Genomic DNA, 23,478 nt, shown 5'->3' with positions numbered 1-23,478 from the left:
TAACTATCAAGTACACAGGATTTTCTCCTTCTTTCCTCTTCCGAAGTCCCTGCTCCGAAGTCCCTGCTCCGAAGTCCCTGCTCCCTAAAAACCCATAAATTTGTACCTAATTGAAGTGCAAACCGCTGTATTTCTCTAGGGCGTGTCTGCAAACCCAATAATTTAGGTTAGAGAGATTTGCGATGCTCCTTTGGAGCCGCTAAAAGCGAACGCGAGCATAAGGAAGGGAATTTGGGCAAAGCCCGACCCTAAGCAAACGTTTTGCTCAACTTGACCATAAATCTTTCTTAGATCAACAGTTAAAAGATTTATTTTTATCTATAGCAGTCAGAAAAAACATGATTTCAACTAATGGTACTTTAGCCAAAATCAAGCCCAAATATAGCCCAAGCTGGCTTTATATCTAGGGCGTGTCTGCAAACTGTTGTATGCTAATTGACACTCCCCGCCCGCTTATGGACGGGGATTCTTGTTTCATAGAGCCAACTTGCGTGAACCTTGCCGGAGTCAGGAAGAGTAGAGGTCGATTCTCCGCAAGGGTATCGGCGTTCGCCTTTGGCGTGGCCTACGGCCAAGCCGACGCTACGCGAACGGATCAACGATCCAGGTTCCAGTATGCCCCACCGTACCTTACCTTTTTTTTACATATAGATAGATACTTTTTTTATCTAATTTTTTTTCATAGACGTTGTCTTGATGCAAAGCGCGAGTGGGGGAAACCACGGCAGTCGCTCATGGTTTGAAGTTACCGTAAGACAGGCTCGCCTTAATCAATAAGTTTTAACCCTTTTTTGCATAACCTACCAACCATAAAGGCTCAACGTAATCAGGTTTCGTCTCCGGGGAGACCCCCAAGACCGCGCTGCCTCCCCAAGACCGTAATGGTGCGCTTGACCCGTAATTAAATTCGCCACGGGTCGCACCTCTGCATCGCTTAAGTCGTGCTTACCAAATTACGCAATATGTATCTGATACATATTTTTTACGTTGTCTACTTATCATTAGATAGTATTTATCTAGTTTTTGGTTTCTTGTTGAGATTTTTAATAACACGCAGTGCGAAAACTGTCAAGTTTTCACTTAAAAAGAAAGCCGTCTCTAGAAGTTACCGTAAGAGTTAAGAAGCCTTAATTAATAAGTTTTAACCCTTTTGCTCATAGCCTGCTCCCAATAAATGCTTCTTAACTCTGAGGCGCGCGTCTCCTATAAGGACGGGGCGCGATTACCCAAAATTTTTGGTAAAAAGACGCACGGAAGTAGCACAAAAACGAATGGAGATTGCTAACAGAGGCGAGTTAACCGACGAACAGTGGGAAAAGCAAAGCGCCCTTATTACCACCTCAAAAAGCTTGGGAACGAAGTTACCGTAAGATAGGGTCGCCTTAATCAATAAGTTTTAACCCTTTTACCCATAGCCTGTCGCCCATAAAGGCGACCCTATCTAAGGTTTCGTCTCCGGACTGGAAAACCAGCACATGACAATCGTTCCATCATTAATGGGATTATCACCGATCTTGAGAACAGGCGCACCCTGGAGAGATTTACCTCCGGATTACGGAATTCACAGTACAGTCTCCAGTCGGTTCTACCGATGGCGAAAACCTGGTATTTGGGATCAAATTTGGGCAGGTCTTCAACAAAAAGCTGTAGCCGTTGGGCTGATTGATTGGGAAGTCCATTTTGCCGACAGTACCGTAGTCAGAGCACATCAACATGCGGCGGTCGCAAAAGAGGGCAACAAAACCAAGCTAAGCGGCGTAGCACTTGGAGGTTTCTCTACAAAAGTCCACAAAGCGAGCTGAAGGGTTTGGAAAACCAATGGTTTTTGTCCTAACATCAGCTTGTAGTCATGACACCATTGCTTTTGATGACTTACTGACTGGAGGAAAAGTCAAAGGAATTGGACTTCGAAGACCAAAAAGTCGATTTCGCTACTTTTTAGGTGATAAAGCTTACAGTAGTCAAGCAATTAGAGAAAAACTGCGTTTTCAGGGAGCAACCCCTATTATTCCCCCCGAAAAGCAATGAGAAAAAACGAGAACGCTTCAATCGGGGTCTGCAAACGAGAACGAAATCGAGTCGAACGACTTATTAATCGCCTCAAGCAAAATCGACGAATCGCAACTCGTTATGAGAAATATGCCATCAATTATCAAGCGATGTTGACTATTGCCTCTATATTACTCTGGCACGAGAAGTGCATGGGGTCAGATCAGTCAAACGAGCAGGGATTTTCAACCAGCCGTACCAGCAATCCCGGTGCTTGTTTACTACCTCCCGTTGATTAGCTGACGCCTAAGGGCTGATAGCACCTCAAGCAGCGTGCGCTACGCGCATATGCTTACGTTGATTTTATCCTAATCAGCATCCCCTGGTGAATAAATCACACCAGGTGTGTGGTCAGGATTAATTTCAACCACCAAGTCTACTAGATTTGGGTTTCGAGTCAGGGGTGTAATAAATAATTCTGGATGGAGAGCTTTCCAAAAATAGTTGACAAAATCTCTAATTTGTGAATCTTCCATCCCTGACTTACCCTGAGCAATCATCTGTTTCTCTGCCTGTAGTCGCCATTGCTGACTGAGGCGGTAGTCAGTAGGGTAGAGTACCATCAATCGGTCTAATCGTTCCCACAGGGGTACATAAAGCCTCAGTTGCTGATTCATATCCCGAGCAAACTCTCGGTCTTCCAAGGTATGAATCGGTTCTGGAACAGAGCCATCAAACGCTTCTGGCTCAATGGGTCGAACCCCAACAAACCACCCTTCAAACAATACAATATCAATACTTTCGACCACCTCTGGAGTGATTCGGTCTCCAGCCCCCCCAAAAGCTGATTTATCAAACCGAGGCACGAGGATTTGTGGCGTAGGGGAAGGGGATCGTAATTGGTCTAATAGCTGTAAACCCAGCTCAACATCATGAGTTCCAGGGGGACCACGCCAGATCAGCCTGCGGTCTTGTTCTTGAAGCTGTTGTCGCTCCTTGTAGGTTTTGTAGAGGTCATCGATAGACAGGCTGAGAGTGCGTTCGCTGAAAGCGGGACGAAGTCCATCGCCTAATTTGTGGAGAATCACACTTAAGACTGCCGCTAGAGTGGTTTTCCCGGTGCCCTGCCCTCCTAATATGCCCTGAATCAAAGGACGTCCCAGCTGTTTACGACAGGATACCAACTCCATGGCTAAAGGAAGCCAGAGGTTCCAGAGGCATAAGAGAGTCTTTTGCTGTGTTTCAGGAGTAGTTTCAAAATACGGTAGACGGAGAATATCTGGGTAGACTATCTCAAACAAATGCGATCGCGCTTGGATTACCTGTTCACCATTATCCTCTGTGATGCCAAACGCCTTTGCCTTTAGGTGATCAGCCAGTTCCTCAGCCAAGAGTTGCTGAGATTCAAGGGGATTGGGTGTTTTTCCTGATACCCACTGCTCGAGAATTTGACCAACGCTCTTGGTGTCACTTGTCATTTATCGTTTCTCGGTCAGTAGTTGCATCAGACGTCTCCCTTGTTAGGATTCAGCAGTAATTACTCAGCAGTGATTACTAACTCATTAGTAACTGATTACTATTTTAAGAGCCAAGCTTGAAGGCTTCTAAATACATACTGTATACCAGACCAATTTTAAAAGCATTGACTACATCTGCCAACCATGAAACCCGGTCAACGGTTTGATTTAATTGGCCTTTTGGAAATTTACCGCTATAAATCAACCGGTTAACTGCTTCTGTAAAAACAATCAACATCCCAGATAGTATCCATTCCTGGCCAGTTCCTGCTGTAGTACACAGGGCTTGTCCTACCAAGAAGCCAAACAGAAAGCTAATCAGGACCATCGACAGGCGTCGCCAGGGATTAGCAAACCATAGCCCCAGCCGCGTCCATAAAAAATCAACTAAATTATTAAGACGGGTATTCTGCATCTACTACACTCGTTGAAATAAGAATAACACACGTGTAGACCATGCTATCCGTTTTTGGAATAATGATAGCCTGCTAGACCTCAATCACACCCTAGCCCATTGATGAAGTTTACATTAGCTAATAGGTTTAAAAATTGGTGGCAATCTTGGCAACAGCATCCCACCACCATCTGGACACTTTCTATTCTGTGGTTACTCCTGATCAGCTGGCTAGCTTTTTTGTGGAATTTGGGCAACATCGGTTTAGTAGATGAAACTGAACCCTTGTTTGCTGAGGCCGCTCGCCAGATGACGGTGACAGGTGACTGGATTACCCCTTATTTCAATGGTGAGACTCGCTTTGATAAACCCCCCCTAATCTACTGGTTGATGGCAATTGGTTACCGGTTGATTGGGGTGAATGAATGGGCAGTAAGACTGCCGTCAGCCTTGAGTGCGATCGCATTAACTGGATTAGCCTTTTACACCCTACGATATTATGGGATTTCCCGTCCTGCTGCCTTTACCCCTGATGTAGAGTCAAGTCAGCACAGGGATAGCAAAATCAACTCTTCCTATCGCCAGCGCCAGTTGTGGATCTGTGCCTGGATTGGTTCAACCCTGATGGCAGTGAATCTTCAAACCATTATCTGGGCAAGAACCGGTGTATCAGATATGCTACTCAGCGCCTGTGTCGGGGGTGCATTACTAAGTTTTTTTCTAGGGTATGCCCATCGAAACCATAGGAACACAGGAGCACAGGAGCTCGGAAGCAGCGAAAAAACTGTTGCTAAAAGCCCCTCACCCCCTCACAAATACCCTTGCCGTTGGTACCTAGCCTGTTATGTGCTCATTGCTCTAGCTATCCTTACCAAAGGACCAGTCGGTATCGTTCTACCCACACTAATTATTGGTGGTTTTCTGCTTTACCTGGGCAATGGCAGGGAAGTATTGCAGGAAATGTGCTTATTTAGAGGCATTGTGATTATTTTGGCTCTGACACTACCTTGGTATCTATTAGTAACCCTAGCCAATGGGCAAGCCTATATCGACTCGTTTTTTGGATATCACAATATTCAACGCTTTACTCGCACCGTTAACCGCCACGCTGGGCCTTGGTATTTTTATTTTCCAGTAGTACTAGTAGCTTTTGCCCCTTGGTCGAGCTACTTGCCGTTTGCGATCGCACGACTAAAATTTTGGCGGCGGGTGCGGTGGAGTAACTCACCCCGTTCTACTCATTTGGGTTTATTTGCTCTGTTCTGGTTTGTAGGGATTTTCGGCTTTTTTACCATTGCTGCCACTAAACTACCCAGCTATGTGCTACCCCTAATTCCAGCTGCCGCCATTCTTTTGGCTTTATTGTGGAGTGACCAACTCACCCATACTAGTACCCTTTCCTGGTCTGCCCGTGTGCCCCTTTCCCGATCCATGCTACTCAGTAGCCTATTTAACCTCTTGTTGTTAATTGCCCTTGCCACTGCCATTTTTTTGGCTCCCGAATATATCGGTAGTGGACCAGCAGCACCAGACTTACCGGAGCAGTTGCAAGAATCCGGCTTAATGGTGAGGGGAGGTATTATTTGGAGTATAACTGCTATTGTAGCAGCACTGTTGCTCTGGCGACGTTGGTTGTTTGGGCTATGGATAGTCAACCTAGTGGGATTTTTAGCCTTTCTTATTTTCGTGTTGACCCCTACTTTCTTGTTAGTGGATCAAGTGCGTCAATTACCCCTACGGCAATTATCTGCCATTGCTGTTCAAGAAAAGCAATCGTCAGAAGAATTGATTATGATTGGTTTCAAAAAACCCAGTGTGGTTTTTTACACCCAGCAACCCGTCACCTACATGAGCAAAGGTAAAAAAGCACGAAATTACATGAAAGAAATAGCAGTGACTCAGCCTTCACCTCCCTCCGTTTTGATGTTAGCTAGGAAGAAAAGGCTAAAGAAAGCCAAGCTAAAACCTGAGCAATATACTACCTTAGCTAGTCTTGGTCCCTATAAACTCATTCGCGTTTCCAAACAAGTTTTTGTTGATAAATCTAAAATTAAAAACTAAAAGTTTAGTTGTCACACTTCACACTTCACACTTCATACTTCATACTTCACAATTTTATTCAAATAACAAATTACTAATTATTAGCTGTTGACTAGTAAACCAAAATTGACATCATTATTTTACTTCTGTTGCTTAAGTTGTAATAGTTGATTTAGTCTGGGGCCGTGCTTGTCAGCCAGATTCCTCGGTCGATAATCAGGCCGCTTCATCCAGCGTTCTATTACACTCTGGTGAAGGTCATCAAAGTTATCCGAAATCTCCCGTAGCTTGCGCCCTGTGAACTTGAATAGACCCAGAGCATTGTTGAAATCAATATCATAATCAAGGTTGATACCAGTAGGAATTGCCCTTGGGTCAAACTCAAGACCAAGACCGATCTTGCCGATTGAGTCCATCATCCACTGCAGTGCGCCGTCGGACAAGCCGCTCTGCTCCTGGGAGCCACCACCGACGGAGCCGTGAACCCCTGGAAACCATACTTCACGAACAACCTGGGTCTGGGAAAGGTGGCTTTTGTCCATTGGCGTCACGTCAAAGACTTTGCGCTGCTCATCAATGGATACAGCGTGCAACCCATGCTCAATAATCGGACTCAAAGAGGTATCGTGGAATCTGTACCTCTTGTTAAACCTTTTGTCAAACCACAAAAAGGGGGATAAATTAGGGATACCAAGGGAACCAACCGTGTCCCAGCAGCCAAGCAAGGTAATGGGGACACTTTCTCCGTATTTTTTGCGGAATTCTACCATTTGTTGGTGATTGGGCTTGATATCCCGAGAGCGGTACATTTCGTAGGCTTCCGGAGCTTTACGGATCTCGGAGCGGGATAGCAAGCCTGATTTATAAATCATTCCAGCTAGACTGCGCACTGTATAAGCCCCACGGCTGAAACCGAATAGGTAGATTTCGTCACCAGGGATGTAGTTCAGGCAAAGAAAGCGATAAGCATCCTGGATATTGGTATCAATCCCTCTGCCAAAAGCGCCACCGAAAAGCTTGCTCTTCAGAGAGTCTTCTGTGCCAATTCCCTCATCGTAGAATACGATTTGTAGAACTCCGTGACTACCCAATGCTTTAACTGCCTGAGAAATCTTAACCACATTGCTTGGGTAAGTACTTGATAACTCTTGCCATGTTCCATCACAACATACCACAAGACGTTTCATGGTCTACCTCCTTTAAAAAACTTACTTACTCTTACTTACTATTTAAATTAACGTAAATACTTTCTAGCAACTCAGATTAAGCGACCGCTCCATTCATTAACCATAAGCAATACTATTGTTGGCACTTATTTTTGGTAATCTTACTATTTAATCATCCTTTTGTTAACCGTACCCAGTTTGTTGGTTTGCCGTTTTCATATTTATTTTTATGCTTGTTATTACGTTTTAACCTTGTCCTGTTTTTCGTTTAATTATTTTTAGTAAAACTCATTAAACATTACGATATTAATTAGCCACAAATATTAACTATGATTAAATATAAATGCTAAGGTAAACGTGAGATAAATCCAAATAACTTTGGCTGGATAGGAGGTGTCTTCTCCATATTAGCTTGAATTTCGAAAGAAGGCTCACGCCATAATCGTTGATTTGCCGTGGGATCAATTGCAACCAACCAATATAGCAATTATCATAGCTATGAGGTACAAAATTTCGGGATTTTAGGGAACAGCGGATCACCGGAACAGCGGATCACCTGAAGAGAGAAGAGGGAAGAGGGAATAGGGAATAGGGAATAGGGAATAGGAATGCGCTGCATCAAAACAGGGAATCAACGTCAAAAAAGACTGTACCTCATAACTGCGATCAACGCTATAAATTGGGCGAAGGGCATCCTTATGGTATAATAAACTGATCAGATAGTTAGGAATTGCTGTTGTTTGTACTTGAATCCAAAAGAGGAAGGTTCAACAAAACAGTTTGGCATCATTGGCTTTATGATCCCCACGGCTGGCTTTGTTCGCAACAAGTGTCTCCAAGACTGGATGGACAATCACGGTGTCGGACAATATGACCGACTTGCATCCCACCCCTTTAAAGGGTTGGGTTCATGAGCTGCTTAATCTGTTTCAATAACTGGGTCATTGACTGAGAATGCCAGTGTACAATCTGAGTAGCAATTTTCTCAAGCAGCAACTCCAACTGAGAATTCGAGTTACTACTGTTACTACTCTGGATTACTGGATCGTGCTGCTTAGCCTCTAATCGATGATCCAAAACCAGAATGGGTGGTCGCTCTGGCAATTGAGCAAGAGTTATCAATCCTTTCGAATGTTCTGAAGGATTAGTGAGATCTGTTAATCGAATCAGCAGCAAGTCCACACTTTTTCCCTGAATTTGACGGTATACTTCTGCCCAAGAACAGGCCACTAAGCTGCAATAACCAGCAGTTTGTAAGTATTGAATCAGTGCCTGTAGCCAAGATGTTGATGATTTTCCGGCCATTGACAACCCGTAGGATAAGTGAGAGGATTCAAGGTTCAACCTGTTAACCTGTAACGGATTACCCCTAAACTTTGTCCTCTGCTCCCCCGTGTCCATCACTAAAATGGTAGGCTTGCAACTGATTCCAGCTGCCACTTGAATGACTTGCAGTATGGCAGCCATCTTTTGTTGATTATTTGGTGCTAAACAGGGATAGACCGAAAGACCAGTTACTTGATTAGCAGCTTCTGTAGTTTGGTGATCCAGGGTTACTAGTGGTAAAGTACTCAAGCAAGGATATGATGAAAACTGATTCAAGTAGATTAAAGGGTTTATCAGTCGAGCACCATTTAATACAATCACATCTGGATTCCAAACCCGGCTCAATAACTCAGCTTGATCGAAATCATCGGCTTCGAGTACCCGATAATTGAGGTCTAAGTTTTCTAGACTCAATAGTGAAGTTAACTCATAAGTCAGTGCAGACGAGTCAGGGTTCTGGTAGGACTCTACAGAATAGCCTTTTCGCCCATCACCAGGATTGAGATAGAGAATCGTTAGCACACTACTGGTATTACTCTCATCTTTAGCCAGCCGAGACAGGTTTTCTCGTAATGCTTCCTCTTGTACTGGCAGACTTAAGAAACCATCAGCTTTGTTGTGGGTGGCCTGCTGTTTTTCGGCCTGGGTGGCTGTTACCAAAACCGGGATGTGATTAGTTTGGGCATCGGACTTTAGCAGTGTTAGGACATCCCAACCAGAAAGTTTTGGTAGTAGGGGATTGAGTAAAATAGCATAGGGTTGTAGACGACGGGCTTTTTCGATTGCTTCCGTACCAGAGCGGGCAACCACCACCCAATAGCCTAAACTCTTGAGCTGTTCCGTCAATCCTTCCAGGTAACGAGGTACAGCTTCCACAATTAACACTAAACGGTTGGGCGTCGAAGATGGGGGGTGAGACCTTGCCGTAGGGGCAATCTCTGATAGTTGCTCATCCCAATTGTCCAATTGATCAGATGAAGCGTGGGGAGGACAGGGGGGGAAGAGTAAGGTAAACTGACTACCGAGCCCTGCCTTGGAAATAAACGAGACATCTCCACCATGCAAGTGAGCTAGATGTTGTGTTAAGACTAATCCCAGACCCGTCCCCTCAAAGCTACGAGTCAGAGGCTTTTCCAGCTGTTGGAATTTCTGAAAGATCAAGTGCTGTTTATCAGCAGGAATACCAATGCCAGTGTCCCAGACCGTGAAAGCAATCCAACCTTGCCACCAATTGACCTTCAGACCAATTTCACCACTGCCATCGGTAAACTTAAGGGCATTAGAAAACAGATGGGCCAACATTTGCCGTAAACGCAACTCGTCAGCAATCAGCATCTCTAAACTTGCTTCAATCTCTAGGGTGAATTTTGTGGGATAATCTCGATTGTTGTCCTCCGAGTGTTTTGAGTCTATTTCAGAGCGAGCCTGGTCATAAGCGCGATCGCATACAGTCCGAATTGGCACCGGTTCGAGGGTAAGTTTCAGTTGACCAGTCTCCATACGGGTCAAATCGAGAATATCGTTGACCACGGTCATTAGCTTACGCCCACTCTGATAAATTAACTGCGCATAACGGGATTGACGTTGATTGAGTTCCCCTAGGGCTTGGTCTTTCAACAAAGTTGACAAACCCAAAATCGCAGTTATAGGTGTTTTCAGTTCATGGCTAATACAAGCTAAAAACTCATCTTTGAGTCGGTTTAGTTGCACTAAATCAGCATTTTTTGCTGCCAGTTCTTGGGCAAAGAGTCGTTGCTCTGTGGTATCTTGAGCCAACACTAGGTACAATTGAGAGTTAGGTGACTCAGACCGAGATATTGGAGATGGGGAATAGTTAAAAGCTACCTTAGGCTCGCAACTGTCAGTTTCTAGTCCTCCTTCCCAAAGAGCAGCGATAGCAGGTGACAGAGGAATTTTGACAAACGAGAATACCCGCTCCTGGCTGTTTGAAAGAGTTGGATCAGTTGGCGCAGCGGTTTCCTGGCAGGGGGTATGGTTTGCCCCGGTTTTCTTGACTGGTGGTGAAAAGAGCAGCACGCGCTCGTGAATAGTGGTTGCTGCTTGATAGGGAGTATCAAGAGCACAGTATTGCCCAACAGCAGCTTGTTCAGATGTTTTGTCTCCCTGGTCACAAACATTGCCCACAGATAATGGCCATTGTCCTGGAGATCGAGGAGCAGATTGGTTATGGAAGGTTGGGGAATTCTGGGTATCAGGCTGACGCCACTGGAAGTCTAACGATGTCCTAGGCTCTTCCATCGATTGCTTCAAACCTTCCTTACTGACTTCCCTCGGTACATGATTAGATAAGAGACGATTGTAAGAAGAACGGTAGGGTATCTTTTCCCTAGCTCCAGGGTTTTTCATAGCAGAGGTAGTATTCTTAGTGCCTGTGGTGCTACTATTTCCCGGAGTCCCCTCGGATGATGTCTCAATCTGCTCACGCCAGGTCAGATTCTCAACTAAAACTTTTCCCGTCGAGGTTTGTATGCTTAGGGGTAATGGCAGTTGTTCTAACAGTTGCACTAAGGGTTTCATGCCCTTGAACTGGGCACTGTAAGTTAGGGCTTCTTCCTGAGTTTTCAGTCCTGAGTTGATTCGAGATGATAATCCTAGGGAATTGGCCCAAGAACTCTTGGCTGTTAATCCATAGTGTGGGTGGTGAGTCCTGAGGGGATTAGGGTTCAGTCCCTTGGGTTGAGTACGCTTTACTATCGATTCAGAACGTTGTTGGGTGAATGTGGATGCTAAGAATTTTAACAGCAGGCAACTGTTAAGGAGTCCGATAAATTTCTGGTCCCCATCTACTAATGCCCAGTGTTCCTGATCTGGGATGGGGAATTGGTTAAATTCTCTATCCCAGTTTCTGCCCAACTCCCCTAACCCCCCCTCCCTACTTCCATGGTCTTGTAGGTAGTACCAGAATTGGTTTAGACTCAGCTTACCTGGTAGGATGGTTATGGGTTCAATGATGTTTGGCTGTATCCAAGATAGTGGTTTGTGAAGAAAACCAGTTGTCATTGTTGCTCCTGAGCTACCTACCTTAGCGTATGAGAGCAGGTGAGGCATGATCTGCCTTAGGTTAACCACTCCCACAGGATATTGCTGTTCGCTGACTACCACAATCGAGTCATGCCTTGAAGCATGAAAAATATCAAGAATAGTAGCCAAATCAGAAGTCCTTTGACAAATAGGAACTAGCTCGGCAAATTTTTGGATACTGGGAGTAGGCATCGACATAACCAATCTAGCTTCAACAGCGGTTGAGCCCTACAGTAGCAACACATCCTCCTAAAGTAGCAACAAAGGAATTCACTCAAACCCAACAGGGCATGGGCGATCCCCTAATGCTTGAAGAGCAAGTACTTTTCAATATACTGCTCAACACTGGGCATATAGTGAGGCGCGAAATCAAAATTAATTTCAATTATCAGACTGTTTCAATTCAATTTAATTTATATTAAGCTCATTGTTAAAAAAAATGTTAAAATTTTACTGGTTTAAGGACTCTTATATAGTAAGAGTAACCAGTTTGTTATTCCAGACCTGTTGTGTTGCTTTCCCAACTAACCATATGTACGCTGATCAGTTCTGATTCCCTAGCTCAATCCCTTTCTCAGGTTTTGGGTAGCGAGCAGTATATTATACACTCTACTAGCTCCGAATCTGAATTTTTCGAGGTGGTTGAGCAACATAAACAGGATCTTGATTGTTTGGTATTGCAGGATACCGACACACTTCCCAAGGTGATCCACTACTTGTACCTGCAAGGAACCACCTTACCTGCAGTATTTTTGCGGTCGGACTCCCCAGAAATCCCCCCTAGGGTTGACAGCAATCAACAGCTGGCTTCTAACCAGACGACGGATAAATTCACCGCTAGGTCTAGCGCTCATCTGTTCCATCCGGCAGAAGTCGAACTTAGTATTCACCAATTACCTGAGATTGGCGATTTCATCCAACAGGCGATGACAGAGTTTTTGTCCCTAGCTCCCGCCTGTAACTTACCCAGGTCATCTGGCCCAGTTTATCCTAACCTCGCAGTAGCTAATTACAGTTTCTTGAGTAAGCAGCAGCATCGGTTAGCTGAAAAGCTCAGGGAAAGACTTGGATACCTTGGTGTGTACTACAAGAGAAATCCTCGGCTTTTTTTTCGTAATCTATCTCTCAACGACAGGGATGAGCTGTTAGAACACTTAAGATCACAGTATCGTCAAATTGTTCTACAGTACTTTGCACCGGGAGATACCCTAAACCAAGACATCGATCATTTTGTAGAACAAGTGTTTTTTGCGGATATTTCTATATCTAAGATTGTGGAAATTCATATGGAACTGATGGATGAATTTTCCAAACAGTTGCAGCTGGAAGGGCGTAGAGAGGATATACTGCTGGATTATCGCCTGACGTTAATCGACGTGATTGCTCACTTAGGTGAAATGTATCGCCGCTCCATCCCCAGAGAACTGTAAGATCAGCATAATCGGATCAACATTGAGTAGTAAGCTTGATGGGAGGCTCTCCTAAAAAACCGTTTCCTTGAGTTCCTTGATCCCTTGTATTGACCTTTAACCCATCTTCTCCTAAACTTAAGAGCCTATGAGTTCCTATAAAAAAACTTATGTTCTCAAGCTTTATGTAGCTGGGAACACCCCCAACTCCGTCAGGGCTTTGAGAACACTGAAAACTATTCTCGAACAGGAATTCCAAGGGGTTTACGCTCTCAAAGTAATTGATGTTCTCAAGAGCCCCCAACTAGCTGAGGAAGATAAAATTTTGGCAACACCAACCTTGGCAAAAGTTTTACCGCCTCCTGTGCGAAAAATCATTGGGGATCTCTCGGATCGAGAAAAAGTCTTGATCGGCTTAGATTTGCTCTATGAAGAACTCCGTGAAGGAGATTTGGATTTCTAAATATCTTATACCATTTTAGATTAATAGTCAAGATTTAGCAAGTCAGCAACACCATTAAACTTTTTTTTGATTAAGAACATTTACTTAAGACCAATATGAATCAATTTAATCAAAATGAACTATATCAAAACTCAGTAACAACGGTCGGTGTCCAGAAAATACGGACAATGATCGAAGGCTTCGATGAAATCTCTCATGGGGGTTTACCATCTGGTAGAACCACCCTGGTCAGTGGAACGTCTGGCACTGGAAAAACTCTATTAGCCGTTCAATTTCTCTACAACGGCATTAGCAATTTTGATGAAGCTGGTGTGTTTGTTACATTTGAAGAATCACCCACAGATATCAGCAAAAATGCATCAAGCTTTGGTTGGGAGCTAAATAAACTAGTTAATGAAGGCAAGCTATTTATTCTGGATGCTTCCCCGGATCCAGAAGGACAGGACATTGTCGGCAACTTCGACCTGTCTGCCCTGATCGAGCGTATTCAGTACGCCATTCACAAATACAAAGCCAAGCGAGTTTCCATTGACTCAATCACTGCCATATTTCAGCAGTACGATGCTGCTTCTGTGGTACGTCGAGAAATTTTTCGCCTAGTGGCACGCCTGAAAAGCATTGGCGTAACCACCATTATGACTACAGAGCGAGTTGAAGAGTATGGACCAGTAGCTAGATTCGGGGTGGAAGAGTTTGTCTCGGATAATGTGGTCATTGTCCGTAATGTTCTGGAAGGGGAACGCCGACGCCGCACTATAGAAATTCTCAAGCTGCGGGGTACCACCCATATGAAAGGAGAATACCCCTTTACGATTACGGATCAAGGGATCAATATCTTCCCCTTAGGAGCAATGCGACTGACTCAACGGTCTTCCATGGCCAGAGTGTCTTCCGGAATCAACACTCTTGATGTTATGTGTGGTGGTGGTTTCTTTAAGGATTCCATTATCCTGGCAACGGGTGCCACAGGTACTGGCAAAACCTTGTTAGTGAGCAAGTTTATCCAAAATGCTTGCATACAAGGTGATCGCGCGATTTTGTTTGCTTACGAAGAATCTCGGGCTCAGCTATCTCGTAATGCATCGTCTTGGGGCATTAATTTTGAGGAAATGGAACAAAAGGGTTTATTAAAAATTCTTTGTTCTTATCCAGAATCAGCGGGGTTAGAAGACCACTTACAACGGATAAAAACAGAAATTGCTGAATTTAAACCCTCTCGCATTGCCATCGACTCTCTTTCTGCTTTAGCACGGGGAGTGAGCAACAATGCCTTTCGGCAGTTTGTGATTGGTGTGACGGGCTATGCGAAGCAAGAAGAAATTACCGGATTTTTTACCAATACCACAGATAAATTTATGGGAGCTCACTCCATTACCGATTCCCATATTTCTACAATTACTGACACAATTATAATGCTACAGTATGTGGAAATTCGTGGTGAAATGTCCCGTGCTATCAATGTATTTAAGATGCGTGGCTCTTGGCATGATACAGGTATCCGAGAGTACACTATCAGTAAGGATGGACCAGAAATTAAGGATTCCTTCCGCAATTACGAACGAATTATCAGTGGTTCTCCCACTCGGATTCCCGTCGATGAAAAGAGCGAACTCTCTCGGATTGTTAAAGGCGTTCGTGATAAGTCGGGGGAATAATATCTAGTCTTATTAAGTAAGCATTCAGCTATCAGCATTCAGCTATCAGCTTTTGAATAAAACCAGTAAGCTGTCGCGTATTTAAACTCCCTTTGATTAAATCAGAAAAAAAAACTGAAACTCTTTTAAATTCTGCCTTCTGCCTTCTGCCTTCTGCCTTCTGCCTTGGTGTTGTAGAATTTAAATGCACAACAGCTTAACCATTGGTTTAATCTCTGTTACGTCAGCTCACGGCACCTCAAGTAGCGTGAGCTTTTAGCTCACGGCACCTCAAGTAGCGTGAGCTTTTAGCTCACGGCTGACGGCTGAATGCTTACCTTATTAATCACTTCGTATTCAGGAAAATCGTTAATTGTTAATTGTTAATTGTTAATTGCTAATTCATCCTTTACCCCTTTGGGGAATTAAAAATTAAAAATTAAAAATTAAAAATTTACGCATCAAGTTTAGAACAAATTTTGAATTAATTAATTCCGGGTACAAGCCCCCACTGATTGTCATTTTGAATTAATAATTTTTAATTTTGAATTGGAGCGTTCGCGAAGCGTGACCAAAGGTCAAGCGAGTTGACTATTGACAATTTTCAATTTTCAATTTTCAATTGACGAAAAACCTTTAATGATAAGTAGTCAACTGGATACGATATGACCCTATCTCCTTCTGCGGATGGCTTCAACTCACTGTCAACGGATTTAGCAACACTGATTGACCAGCTACCTAATCTAGAAAATCGTAAATTGATCAAACGGTCTCTGGCAGTGCTAGTGCGACTAACTGGGGAAGAAATTGACCGTCTGGACTGGAAAATAATCACCGCTTCTCTAGAAGATATGGAGCGGGCATTTCAAGTTTTTTATCCCTATCGTCATGTTCGGAAAGTTACCATTTTCGGTTCCTCACGCCTTGCCCCAAATACTCCTGAATATCAGCTGGCAGCTGAATTTGCCTATCATTTAACCCAGCAGGGATTTATGGTAATGACTGGTGCTGGTGGTGGCATTATGGAGGCAGGAAACAAAGGTGCTGGCTCTAAGCATTCGTTTGGTCTGAATATTCAACTACCGTTTGAGCACGGATCAAATTCGTTTATCGCAGGGGATCCCAAGCTAATTGAGTTCAAGTATTTTTTCACTCGCAAGCTATTTTTCATCAAGGAAACGGATGCGCTTACCTTATTTCCTGGTGGCTTTGGTACTCAGGATGAAGCCTTTGAGTCTTTAACCCTTTGTCAGACAGGACGATTAGAACCAACTCCTTTAGTACTGATTGATAAACCTGGTGGCACCTACTGGAAAGATTGGGATGCTTATATTCACAAGCACCTCATGCAACGGGGTTTGATCAGGCCAGAGGATTCCAGTCTCTATACCATCACAGATAACTTAGATGTGGCTTACGAAACCATTAATCGGTTTTACCGGGTTTATCACTCTAGCCGCTATGTCAGAGATCAATTCGTGATTCGCCTCAAATCTGAGTTGTCAAACCCTGAGGTTGAACAGCTAAATCAGGATTTTAGCGATATCTTGGTTCAGGGACGGATTGAGAAAAGTCAGGTTTTACCGGAAGAACTACCTGATGAAACCGCTGAACTCCCCCGTCTGGTTTTCCACTTCAATCGACGAGATGTTAGCCGTCTTTACCAGCTACTCGCTACTATTAATCACATGGGTGTTTCCGAAGAAAGTACAACTCATCCGGAACTGAAATAAGGCTTGGATGCTTGCATCCTTAAAATACACAGGAGGCTCGACCAATGACCAATACCGGAAATGACCCACTCTCTTGCTGGTAATGGAATTAGAGCGACTTGATCTTAAAATTCCAGAAAGGGTGCTTGCGTGATCGCATCTAAGTCAACAGACTGCAATAATTTCACCCAATCCTTGATCAGCAGGTCATTGCTATAATTTTGCTGACGTAGCTTAGCTAGAGCATTAAGGGTATCATACCAGATCCCTGATCTGGCATAGATAATCGCTTTCTGTTCTAATGTCGCTTGGTCTAACTGATTTTTGAGGGATGGGTTGAGTGACATCCGTTTTACCCACCCTGTCACTACAGGAGATCCCAGTCGCTCACATTTAACCACAAAGTACCAACGATACTGTTTACCAACCTCAAGGGAGGCGACTGTTGATGGAAGTTCGATGCCTACTACACTTGGTGAGGAAGATGAGGCAACAAATTTAGTCCAGTAGATTTCGTTATGGTTTTCATCTTGTAGCACAAACTCCAAAGGCAAGTCCGGTGTCAGGGCATAGGGAACATAAAACCAGAAGGTGGGATGAGAAACAACGGTTAAGCCGAAAACCGATTCTGATGCAATTTGACCCTCACTGGCAATGGTGGGGCTAGCAGGGACCAAGGCAGTCAAAGGTGGCTCGACTTTTGGACATCCCCCACGGCTTGCCGCTGCTTTTCGTTTACCGGGTACACCTCGTTCCGGTACATTTGGTGGCACCCAATCTAGACTGATACCTAATGGCTGTGGATTCCTTGAAGTAATTCGCTCTTGCTCTCGGTGGTTTTGAGCCACTTCTGCTGTTGGAGAACGTTGATTTGAGTCCAACCGGGAATTGCTAGGATTAGCTGTTGAAATCCCTGGCAAGGCAATACTGCTACTAAAGCTGACAATTGCTAATGCAATTCCTAAGATTGGCGGTGCTAACGGTAGTTTTATCTTGCTCATGATTCATAAAGAGTAATTTTGAAGGAATGTTTTCCTTGTAATTGGTCAGGTGATTGGTCAGTTGTTAGTTACTATCCCTAATTTTTTCGATATCGTTGCTAGGCTCATGATCACTCAATTGAGTGTATAGCGCTACGGGCAATGGCATTGGCAAGAGGCAAAATTTTACTACAAAAGCTTTTCAGGTTGTATCAATTTCCTAACCTTAATGGGTAGTGCTATATCTAATTTTTACTACTGACCAGTGATTATTTTCTATATCTAGTTTGGGGTCTTCAGTACCTTTTATGCGAAAGTTCCAGTTAAAAAACTCATAAAGCTTACTTTACAAGCGATGCAGCTTCGGAACAGGGGAGGCAGTGGGGCTAAAGGGGAGGCAGCTCGGTCTTGGGGGAAACCCCCACTCGCTATTGCCGTTTCCACGGGGCAAACAGCGGTGCGGACGAAGGTTTGCTTTGAATTACCGTAAGGAGAGGGGAGCCTTATTTCATGTAACTTAAAATTATTACTCTTTACCTATCGACTATAAACGCTCCCCCATCCTGCGGTTATGTCTTAACACCCAGCCCCTCCCCATGAGGAACTGCCGTGGTTTCCCCCACTCGGGCAATAATCAAGACAGGAAAATTCTGCTATTCAACTCACAAAATTTTCTGAATACGGCCTTTTTCCACTATTCCCTGCTCCGAAGTCCCTGCTCCGGAGTCCCTGCTCCGAAGTCCCTGCTCCGAAGTCCCTTTGCCAGACTGTTTATTTAGCATAACAAGTACATAAGAACCCTAGTTTGATCTACAATCTAGTAATTGAAGAATCCAGAATTTAAAAATGTTTCATTTTCAGGACTTACTTAGCTATTATAGCTGGTGAATTTCGACTATTTATTAGCATAAAATTATTATTTTGTCAACTGCATTTTGATAGATATAGATAGTTAACAGTTCCGGTAATTCATCCCCAGATCCAATCTATAATTTAGTAGGGGATAGGGATCCGTGTAGGAATTGTGAGAATTTTTGATGCCATATTCCCTACTCCCTATTCCCTACTCCCTATTCCCTTTGCTAGATGATGAGTCAATACTATTAGGATCGTGAAGTTTGGTGGCAGACATGAAAATTTACCAAAAATCTTTTTTGAATAACAAACTCTGTAGCATCCTCTTGTTGCTCACTGTGGGAGTAACATTACTCAGTAGCTGCTCCCCTAACAAAATGGAGAAGTGCAAGCTAATTGAGGTTGAACCTAGGGAAGTTGAGCTAGACATCAAAGACACTGATATTGAAGGATGGGAATTGGAGGTACTTTGTGGTGACCAACTTTGGGACATCCCATGGTCAGAAATTAATCGGCACTTCAAGATTGACCTGAAGAAGTATTACTCGAAGAATCCACAAGCAGCTCAACGGCAGCTGCAACGACTGGAGCAACGACTACTTTTCTATAAACCAGACAACAAGAGGGGAAATATCCTATACGGTTCTTTAGATGGCAATCCAGAGTTAGTTGGGGTGAAGGCGAAAAAAGATGATTAAGATTCAACCGGCACCAAGCCCAAGTCTCACCACCAAATACAATGTCTAATGTCTACTGACCCTTATGCTTGGCTAAAGCTATCCCTGGCCACGATTGAGAAAGCCAATTGGTATCGTTCAGTACAAACTCTACAAAGTATGCCTGGTGCTGTGGTGCAACTGGAAGGGCGAGAGGTGATTAACTTTGCTAGTAATGACTATCTGGGACTGGCGGGCTCTCCTCCTTTAATCGAAGCCGCAGTTACGGCTACTAAGGACTATGGTACTGGTAGCACTGGCTCAAGATTACTCACTGGACACCGGGAACTGCATCGAGAATTGGAAAATGCGATCGCATCTCTCAAACAAACTGAAGATGCGATCGTCTATAGCTCTGGGTATTTGGCAAATATAGGTACGATTGCGGCTTTAGTAGGGAAACGGGATTTAATCCTAGGGGATCAGTACAACCACTCCAGCCTGAAAAATGGGGCAATTTTGAGCGGTGCCCAGGTAATCGATTATGAGCACTGCAATATGGCTTCTTTGCAGGGTCAACTGATTCAATACCGACAACAGTACCGCCGTTGCTTAATTGTTACTGATAGCGTCTTTAGCATGGATGGTGATTTATGCCCCTTGCCTGAGCTATTAGGGTTGGCAAACCAATTTAATTGTATGCTTCTGGTGGATGAAGCCCATGCTACGGGAGTTTTGGGCGCTACAGGCGCTGGGTGTGTGGAACATTTTGGCTGTACTGGAGAAACCATTATTCAAGTTGGCACCCTCAGTAAAGCTTTGGGTAGTTTGGGAGGGTATGTGGCGGGTTCAGCGGTTTTAATTGATTTCCTCCGAAATCGTTCTCCTAGCTGGATTTACACCACTGCTTTATCTCCAGCAGATACAGCAGCAGCATTAGCAGCAATCCAAATTGTCCAACAAGAACCAGAACGGTGCGCTCAACTTAGGAATAATGTAGAGACTCTCAAACAGTTAATTACTCAACAGCTGCCTAATCTCAACTGTTTGCCCTCCGAGTCACCTATCCTTTGCATTTCCATAAATAGTGCTACTGAGGCTCTTGCTGTTGGGGAAACCTTGAAAGCAGCTGGTATCTTTGCCCCTGCTATTCGTCCTCCTACAGTGCCTACGAGTCGAATTCGGATCTCAGTTATGGCAACTCATACATTGGATCATTTCCAGCAGTTAGTTGCTGCTTTGGAGACCTGTCAGCTATAGCGCTAAATTGATCATGGCGCTCATTTTGGGTCAGAGTTAAAAATAGGTAATAAAACACGAGTTGGATAATCTCCTCCACAACTCACTATCAAAGTAATAATCTCAGCATCCATCAATCGACTTTCACCAGGAAAAGCCCCGGTGCCGGAATTGACTGGATAAGCGGGAAAACAAGCCCCACTTAAGCTCAAGCGCAACTGATTCCCTTGGGCAATACGCACAAAAGTTGCTTGGAATCGAATACGCCACGGATTAGTATTGTCTCCAGGATTCACCCGCCCATATCCCTGAGTGACATTGTAAACCCTGCCATCGGGATGGACTTCCGACAACACTGCACAGATATCAAAACTGGGAGTATCAGCTGTGCAAAACACCTCTACCAGCACATCCCCTACCAAATGTAAATTTTCTGCTAAGGGTGGAGAGGTGTAGGTTAAAACATCTGTGCGACAATCTATGGAAGTGCGATCGCATGAACCGACTGGCATGGCTGCATGACCCCCTATTGCTGGAACTGGACGCCAAGGGTCATGAACTAATAGATCACAGGATAGATCAAAGGTATGCTGGATTTGGGATACTCCCTGTGTCTGCGATCGCTGTTGCATTCCTTGAGACTCTTCTGGGACTAATTTTCCAGAATCTTCCCTGACACTGGCTAAACCGGAAGTTACCAGATAATAAGATTTCTGATTTCCATCAGGCCAACTATCAAAATAACGCCACCGATTAGTTCCCATCTCAAATAGAGAAACAGGGGGTTGCTCAACCACGTTGGTATCAATTCCTTTGAGGAACTGGTCAAACCAACGCACTTGCAAGCCATCAACGGGACTATTCGCCTCGGGACCGTAATCGACTGCTCCCACTTTACGCCCCCAAGGCAGGTGCGCCCAAGGTCCAATGATCAGATGCTGGGGCGAACTGCCATGAGATGCCATATCCTTATATAAATGAAGTGTCCCTCGCAAAAATGGGTCAAACCATCCGCCAATATGTAACATGGGCATGTCTACATCCGGCATCATTCCCTTGGGAGATAGTTTTTCCCAGTATTGATCTGGGTGAGGATGGTCTAACCAGTCGTGATAAAAGGAGTCTGGTGCTAAGTCTTGGAGAATTTGAGGCCGAGCCGGAATTGGGTCATACAGGGGTAAATTCCGAGATGCCGCATACAGCAGTTGATAGGCTTGCTCATCTCCCCGCAATCGTGCCGTTTCTGTTGCTAATTGTATCGCCCAACCCAGATTAGCTTGTAAACAAAACGCCCCTCCCTCATAGGCCCAATCGCTGTATAAATCATAGCCAATCATCGCTGGACAGATCGTTTTCAGAGCGCTGGGATAGCTGGCAGCAGCGTACAGTTGAGTCATCCCCTGATAGGAAAAGCCGTACATGCCCACATCCCCAGTGCTACCGGGTAAACTGGCTGCCCAGTTAACACTATCAAAGCCATCTTCCACTTCGTGGGCAAACAAATCAAACTTACCGTCTGAAGTGCCCCTCCCCCTGACATCTTGAATCACCACAATGTAACCGTGGGCAGCATACCAAGTGGGATGAGCATAAACTACCGTAGATGCGATCGCTCTTCCATAGGGTTGCCGCATCAGCAAGACGGGAAACTCACCAGCACTATCGGGACGGTAGATATCCGCATCCAGCCGCACTCCATCCCGTGTTACCATTGATGCTGTTTCTTGTTTAACCTTCAACCTTCCAACCTTCAACCTTCCAACCTTCAACCTTCCAAACTTCAACCTTCCAACCTTCAACCTTCCAACCTTCAACCTTCCAACCTTCAACCTTCCAACCTTCAACCTTCCAACCTTCAACCTTCCAACCTTCCAACCTTCAACCTTCCAACCTTCAACCTTCCAACCTTCAACCTTCCAACCTTCCAACCTTCAACCTTCCAACCTTCAACCTTCTAACCTGCAACCTGTAACTTATAGTCACCCCAACATAGGGATAGCTACAAAATTCATCAACAAACTTACTAAAATCACCCCCACTATATTTAAAACTAATCCTACCTTAGCCATGGTAGAAATTGGAAAATATTCCTGAGAGTAAACAATGGCATTGGGACCAGTTGCGACTGGCAGCATAAAGGCGAAGGAAGCAGAAAGTGCGGCGGGCCACATCAACAAAGCAGGTGAAACATTTATAATCGATGCAGCAGTAGCTAAAATAGGCATGATCAGAGCCGTGGTTGCTATATTCGAGGTAACTTCTGTTAAAAATGTCATAAATACACAGATGCAAACTACCATCAAAACCGTTGAAAGTCCCTGCAATCCGATTTGTAAATTATCCCCTAGGAATTGAGATAATCCTGACGCAGCAAACCCTTTAGAAATTGCAATTCCACCCCCGAATAGCAGCAATATTCCCCAAGGAATTTTTACAGCGGTTTCCCAGTCTAGGAGGTTTATTTTATCCCCCGTCTCTGTTTTCACAGGAAGTATAAACATGATAACAGCAATTAGGGCAGCCACACTGGAATCATGAACAAAGTTAGCCACCCCCAGATAGGTTGCCCAACCAGTTAATGTAAAGGAACCGATGGTGATATCTGCCCTAAAAATCCACAACAATGCTGTTAACCCAAATAAAATGGCAACGTATTTTTCTCCCTGAGACATTTTTACCAGTTTCTGGACTTCTTTGTCTGGAATATTAAAATAGTCTGACGATAAAGTGTTATTATCAAGCTTTACTGTAATTTTCGTTAAATAGATCCAAGTTAACAAGATAAATATAAAAACAGCTGGCACTCCCACCATCATCCATTGATAAAATGTAATCGGGGTATTGTCTGGAAAATTTTCTTTTAATTGTGCCAGAAATATCAGGTTAGGTGGCGTCCCGATCGGGGTGCCAATCCCACCAATATTAGCGGCGTAGGCAATTCCCAGCATTAGCGAAGTTCCCAGAGTTTTACCTACATCAATTTTGGGATTGACAAGAGCCGTTTGTTCGATGATAGAGATAGCTATTGGCAGCATCATCAAGGTTATAGCTGTATT

General features: G+C 44.2%; 18 protein-coding genes. 11 read left to right on the top strand and 7 right to left on the bottom strand.

Going from position 1 to position 23,478, the window contains the following annotated elements; all coding sequences use genetic code 11:
- Positions 1-1,496: 1,496 nt before the first annotated feature.
- Genes F6K38_RS14510 through F6K38_RS14500 form a run of 3 tightly spaced genes read left to right on the top strand, consistent with a single transcriptional unit; the run spans position 1,497 to position 2,288 of the window.
- Positions 1,497-1,802 carry an IS5/IS1182 family transposase gene (locus F6K38_RS14510; protein ID WP_008182331.1) on the top strand — a complete coding sequence of 102 codons (306 nt, stop codon included), beginning with the start codon at positions 1,497-1,499 and terminating at the stop codon, positions 1,800-1,802.
- 16 nt (positions 1,803-1,818) lie between these two features.
- A complete protein-coding gene (locus tag F6K38_RS14505; protein ID WP_008182333.1) occupies positions 1,819-2,028 on the top strand; it encodes a transposase in 210 nt (69 codons plus the stop codon).
- Positions 2,025-2,288 carry a transposase gene (locus F6K38_RS14500; RefSeq protein WP_008182334.1) on the top strand — a complete coding sequence of 88 codons (264 nt, stop codon included), beginning with the start codon at positions 2,025-2,027 and terminating at the stop codon, positions 2,286-2,288. Before F6K38_RS14505 ends, F6K38_RS14500 begins: the two co-directional genes overlap by 4 nt.
- Before the next feature lie 69 nt (positions 2,289-2,357).
- Here F6K38_RS14500 and F6K38_RS14495 read toward each other — a convergent pair whose 3' ends face one another.
- Entirely contained in the window at positions 2,358-3,467 is a 1,110-nt protein-coding gene (locus F6K38_RS14495) for a hypothetical protein (RefSeq protein ID WP_008182336.1), read from the bottom strand.
- A 103-nt stretch (positions 3,468-3,570) separates the two neighbouring features.
- On the bottom strand, positions 3,571-3,921 hold the full coding sequence (locus tag F6K38_RS14490) for a DUF565 domain-containing protein (RefSeq protein ID WP_008182338.1): 351 nt from the start codon (positions 3,919-3,921) through the stop codon (positions 3,571-3,573).
- A 102-nt stretch (positions 3,922-4,023) separates the two neighbouring features.
- Here F6K38_RS14490 and F6K38_RS14485 point away from each other — a divergent pair, with 102 nt between their 5' ends.
- On the top strand, positions 4,024-5,961 hold the full coding sequence (locus F6K38_RS14485; RefSeq protein WP_008182340.1) for an ArnT family glycosyltransferase: 1,938 nt from the start codon (positions 4,024-4,026) through the stop codon (positions 5,959-5,961).
- 119 nt (positions 5,962-6,080) lie between these two features.
- Here F6K38_RS14485 and F6K38_RS14480 read toward each other — a convergent pair whose 3' ends face one another.
- Entirely contained in the window at positions 6,081-7,127 is a 1,047-nt protein-coding gene (locus F6K38_RS14480; protein ID WP_008182343.1) for a T6SS phospholipase effector Tle1-like catalytic domain-containing protein, read from the bottom strand.
- Between the two features lie 873 nt (positions 7,128-8,000).
- Complete coding sequence (locus F6K38_RS14475; RefSeq protein WP_008182345.1) at positions 8,001-11,666, bottom strand: ATP-binding protein; 3,666 nt, start codon at positions 11,664-11,666, stop codon at positions 8,001-8,003.
- A gap of 317 nt (positions 11,667-11,983) precedes the next feature.
- On the opposite strand from F6K38_RS14475, the gene F6K38_RS14470 reads away from it, so the two are divergent.
- The 4 genes from F6K38_RS14470 (at position 11,984) to F6K38_RS14455 (ending at position 16,713) form a co-directional block, all read left to right on the top strand.
- Positions 11,984-12,904, top strand: a complete 921-nt coding sequence (locus F6K38_RS14470; protein WP_008182350.1) for a circadian clock protein KaiA — start codon at positions 11,984-11,986, stop codon at positions 12,902-12,904.
- Between the two features lie 127 nt (positions 12,905-13,031).
- On the top strand, positions 13,032-13,346 hold the full coding sequence (gene kaiB, locus F6K38_RS14465) for a circadian clock protein KaiB (protein WP_008182352.1): 315 nt from the start codon (positions 13,032-13,034) through the stop codon (positions 13,344-13,346).
- Positions 13,347-13,441: 95 nt separating this feature from the next.
- A complete protein-coding gene (kaiC, locus tag F6K38_RS14460; protein WP_008182354.1) occupies positions 13,442-15,001 on the top strand; it encodes a circadian clock protein KaiC in 1,560 nt (519 codons plus the stop codon).
- A 644-nt stretch (positions 15,002-15,645) separates the two neighbouring features.
- Entirely contained in the window at positions 15,646-16,713 is a 1,068-nt protein-coding gene (locus F6K38_RS14455; protein ID WP_287253230.1) for an LOG family protein, read from the top strand.
- 104 nt (positions 16,714-16,817) lie between these two features.
- On the opposite strand, the gene F6K38_RS14450 is transcribed toward F6K38_RS14455, so the two are convergent.
- Positions 16,818-17,693, bottom strand: a complete 876-nt coding sequence (locus F6K38_RS14450; protein ID WP_287253227.1) for a DUF928 domain-containing protein — start codon at positions 17,691-17,693, stop codon at positions 16,818-16,820.
- A 1,100-nt stretch (positions 17,694-18,793) separates the two neighbouring features.
- Here F6K38_RS14450 and F6K38_RS14445 point away from each other — a divergent pair.
- Both F6K38_RS14445 and bioF read left to right on the top strand, forming a co-directional pair.
- Entirely contained in the window at positions 18,794-19,225 is a 432-nt protein-coding gene (locus F6K38_RS14445; protein WP_137985829.1) for a hypothetical protein, read from the top strand.
- A 48-nt stretch (positions 19,226-19,273) separates the two neighbouring features.
- A complete protein-coding gene (gene bioF, locus F6K38_RS14440; protein WP_287356815.1) occupies positions 19,274-20,443 on the top strand; it encodes an 8-amino-7-oxononanoate synthase in 1,170 nt (389 codons plus the stop codon).
- Between the two features lie 20 nt (positions 20,444-20,463).
- Here bioF and F6K38_RS14435 read toward each other — a convergent pair whose 3' ends face one another.
- Positions 20,464-22,134, bottom strand: coding sequence for a CocE/NonD family hydrolase (locus F6K38_RS14435; RefSeq protein ID WP_287253221.1), 1,671 nt, complete (start codon positions 22,132-22,134; stop codon positions 20,464-20,466).
- 12 nt (positions 22,135-22,146) lie between these two features.
- On the opposite strand from F6K38_RS14435, the gene F6K38_RS14430 reads away from it, so the two are divergent.
- Entirely contained in the window at positions 22,147-22,380 is a 234-nt protein-coding gene (locus F6K38_RS14430) for a hypothetical protein (protein WP_287356813.1), read from the top strand.
- Positions 22,381-22,401: 21 nt separating this feature from the next.
- On the opposite strand, the gene F6K38_RS14425 is transcribed toward F6K38_RS14430, so the two are convergent.
- Positions 22,402-23,478 (bottom strand): SLC13 family permease (locus tag F6K38_RS14425; RefSeq protein WP_287356811.1); only part of this gene is annotated, 1,077 nt, incomplete at its 5' end.

The sequence above is a fragment of the Moorena sp. SIO3B2 genome, assembly GCF_010692525.1.
Taxonomy (GTDB): Bacteria; Cyanobacteriota; Cyanobacteriia; order Cyanobacteriales; family Coleofasciculaceae; genus Moorena; species Moorena producens.
Note: the sequence above shows the minus strand (reverse complement) of the source record. Positions and strands in the feature narration are given on the sequence as shown.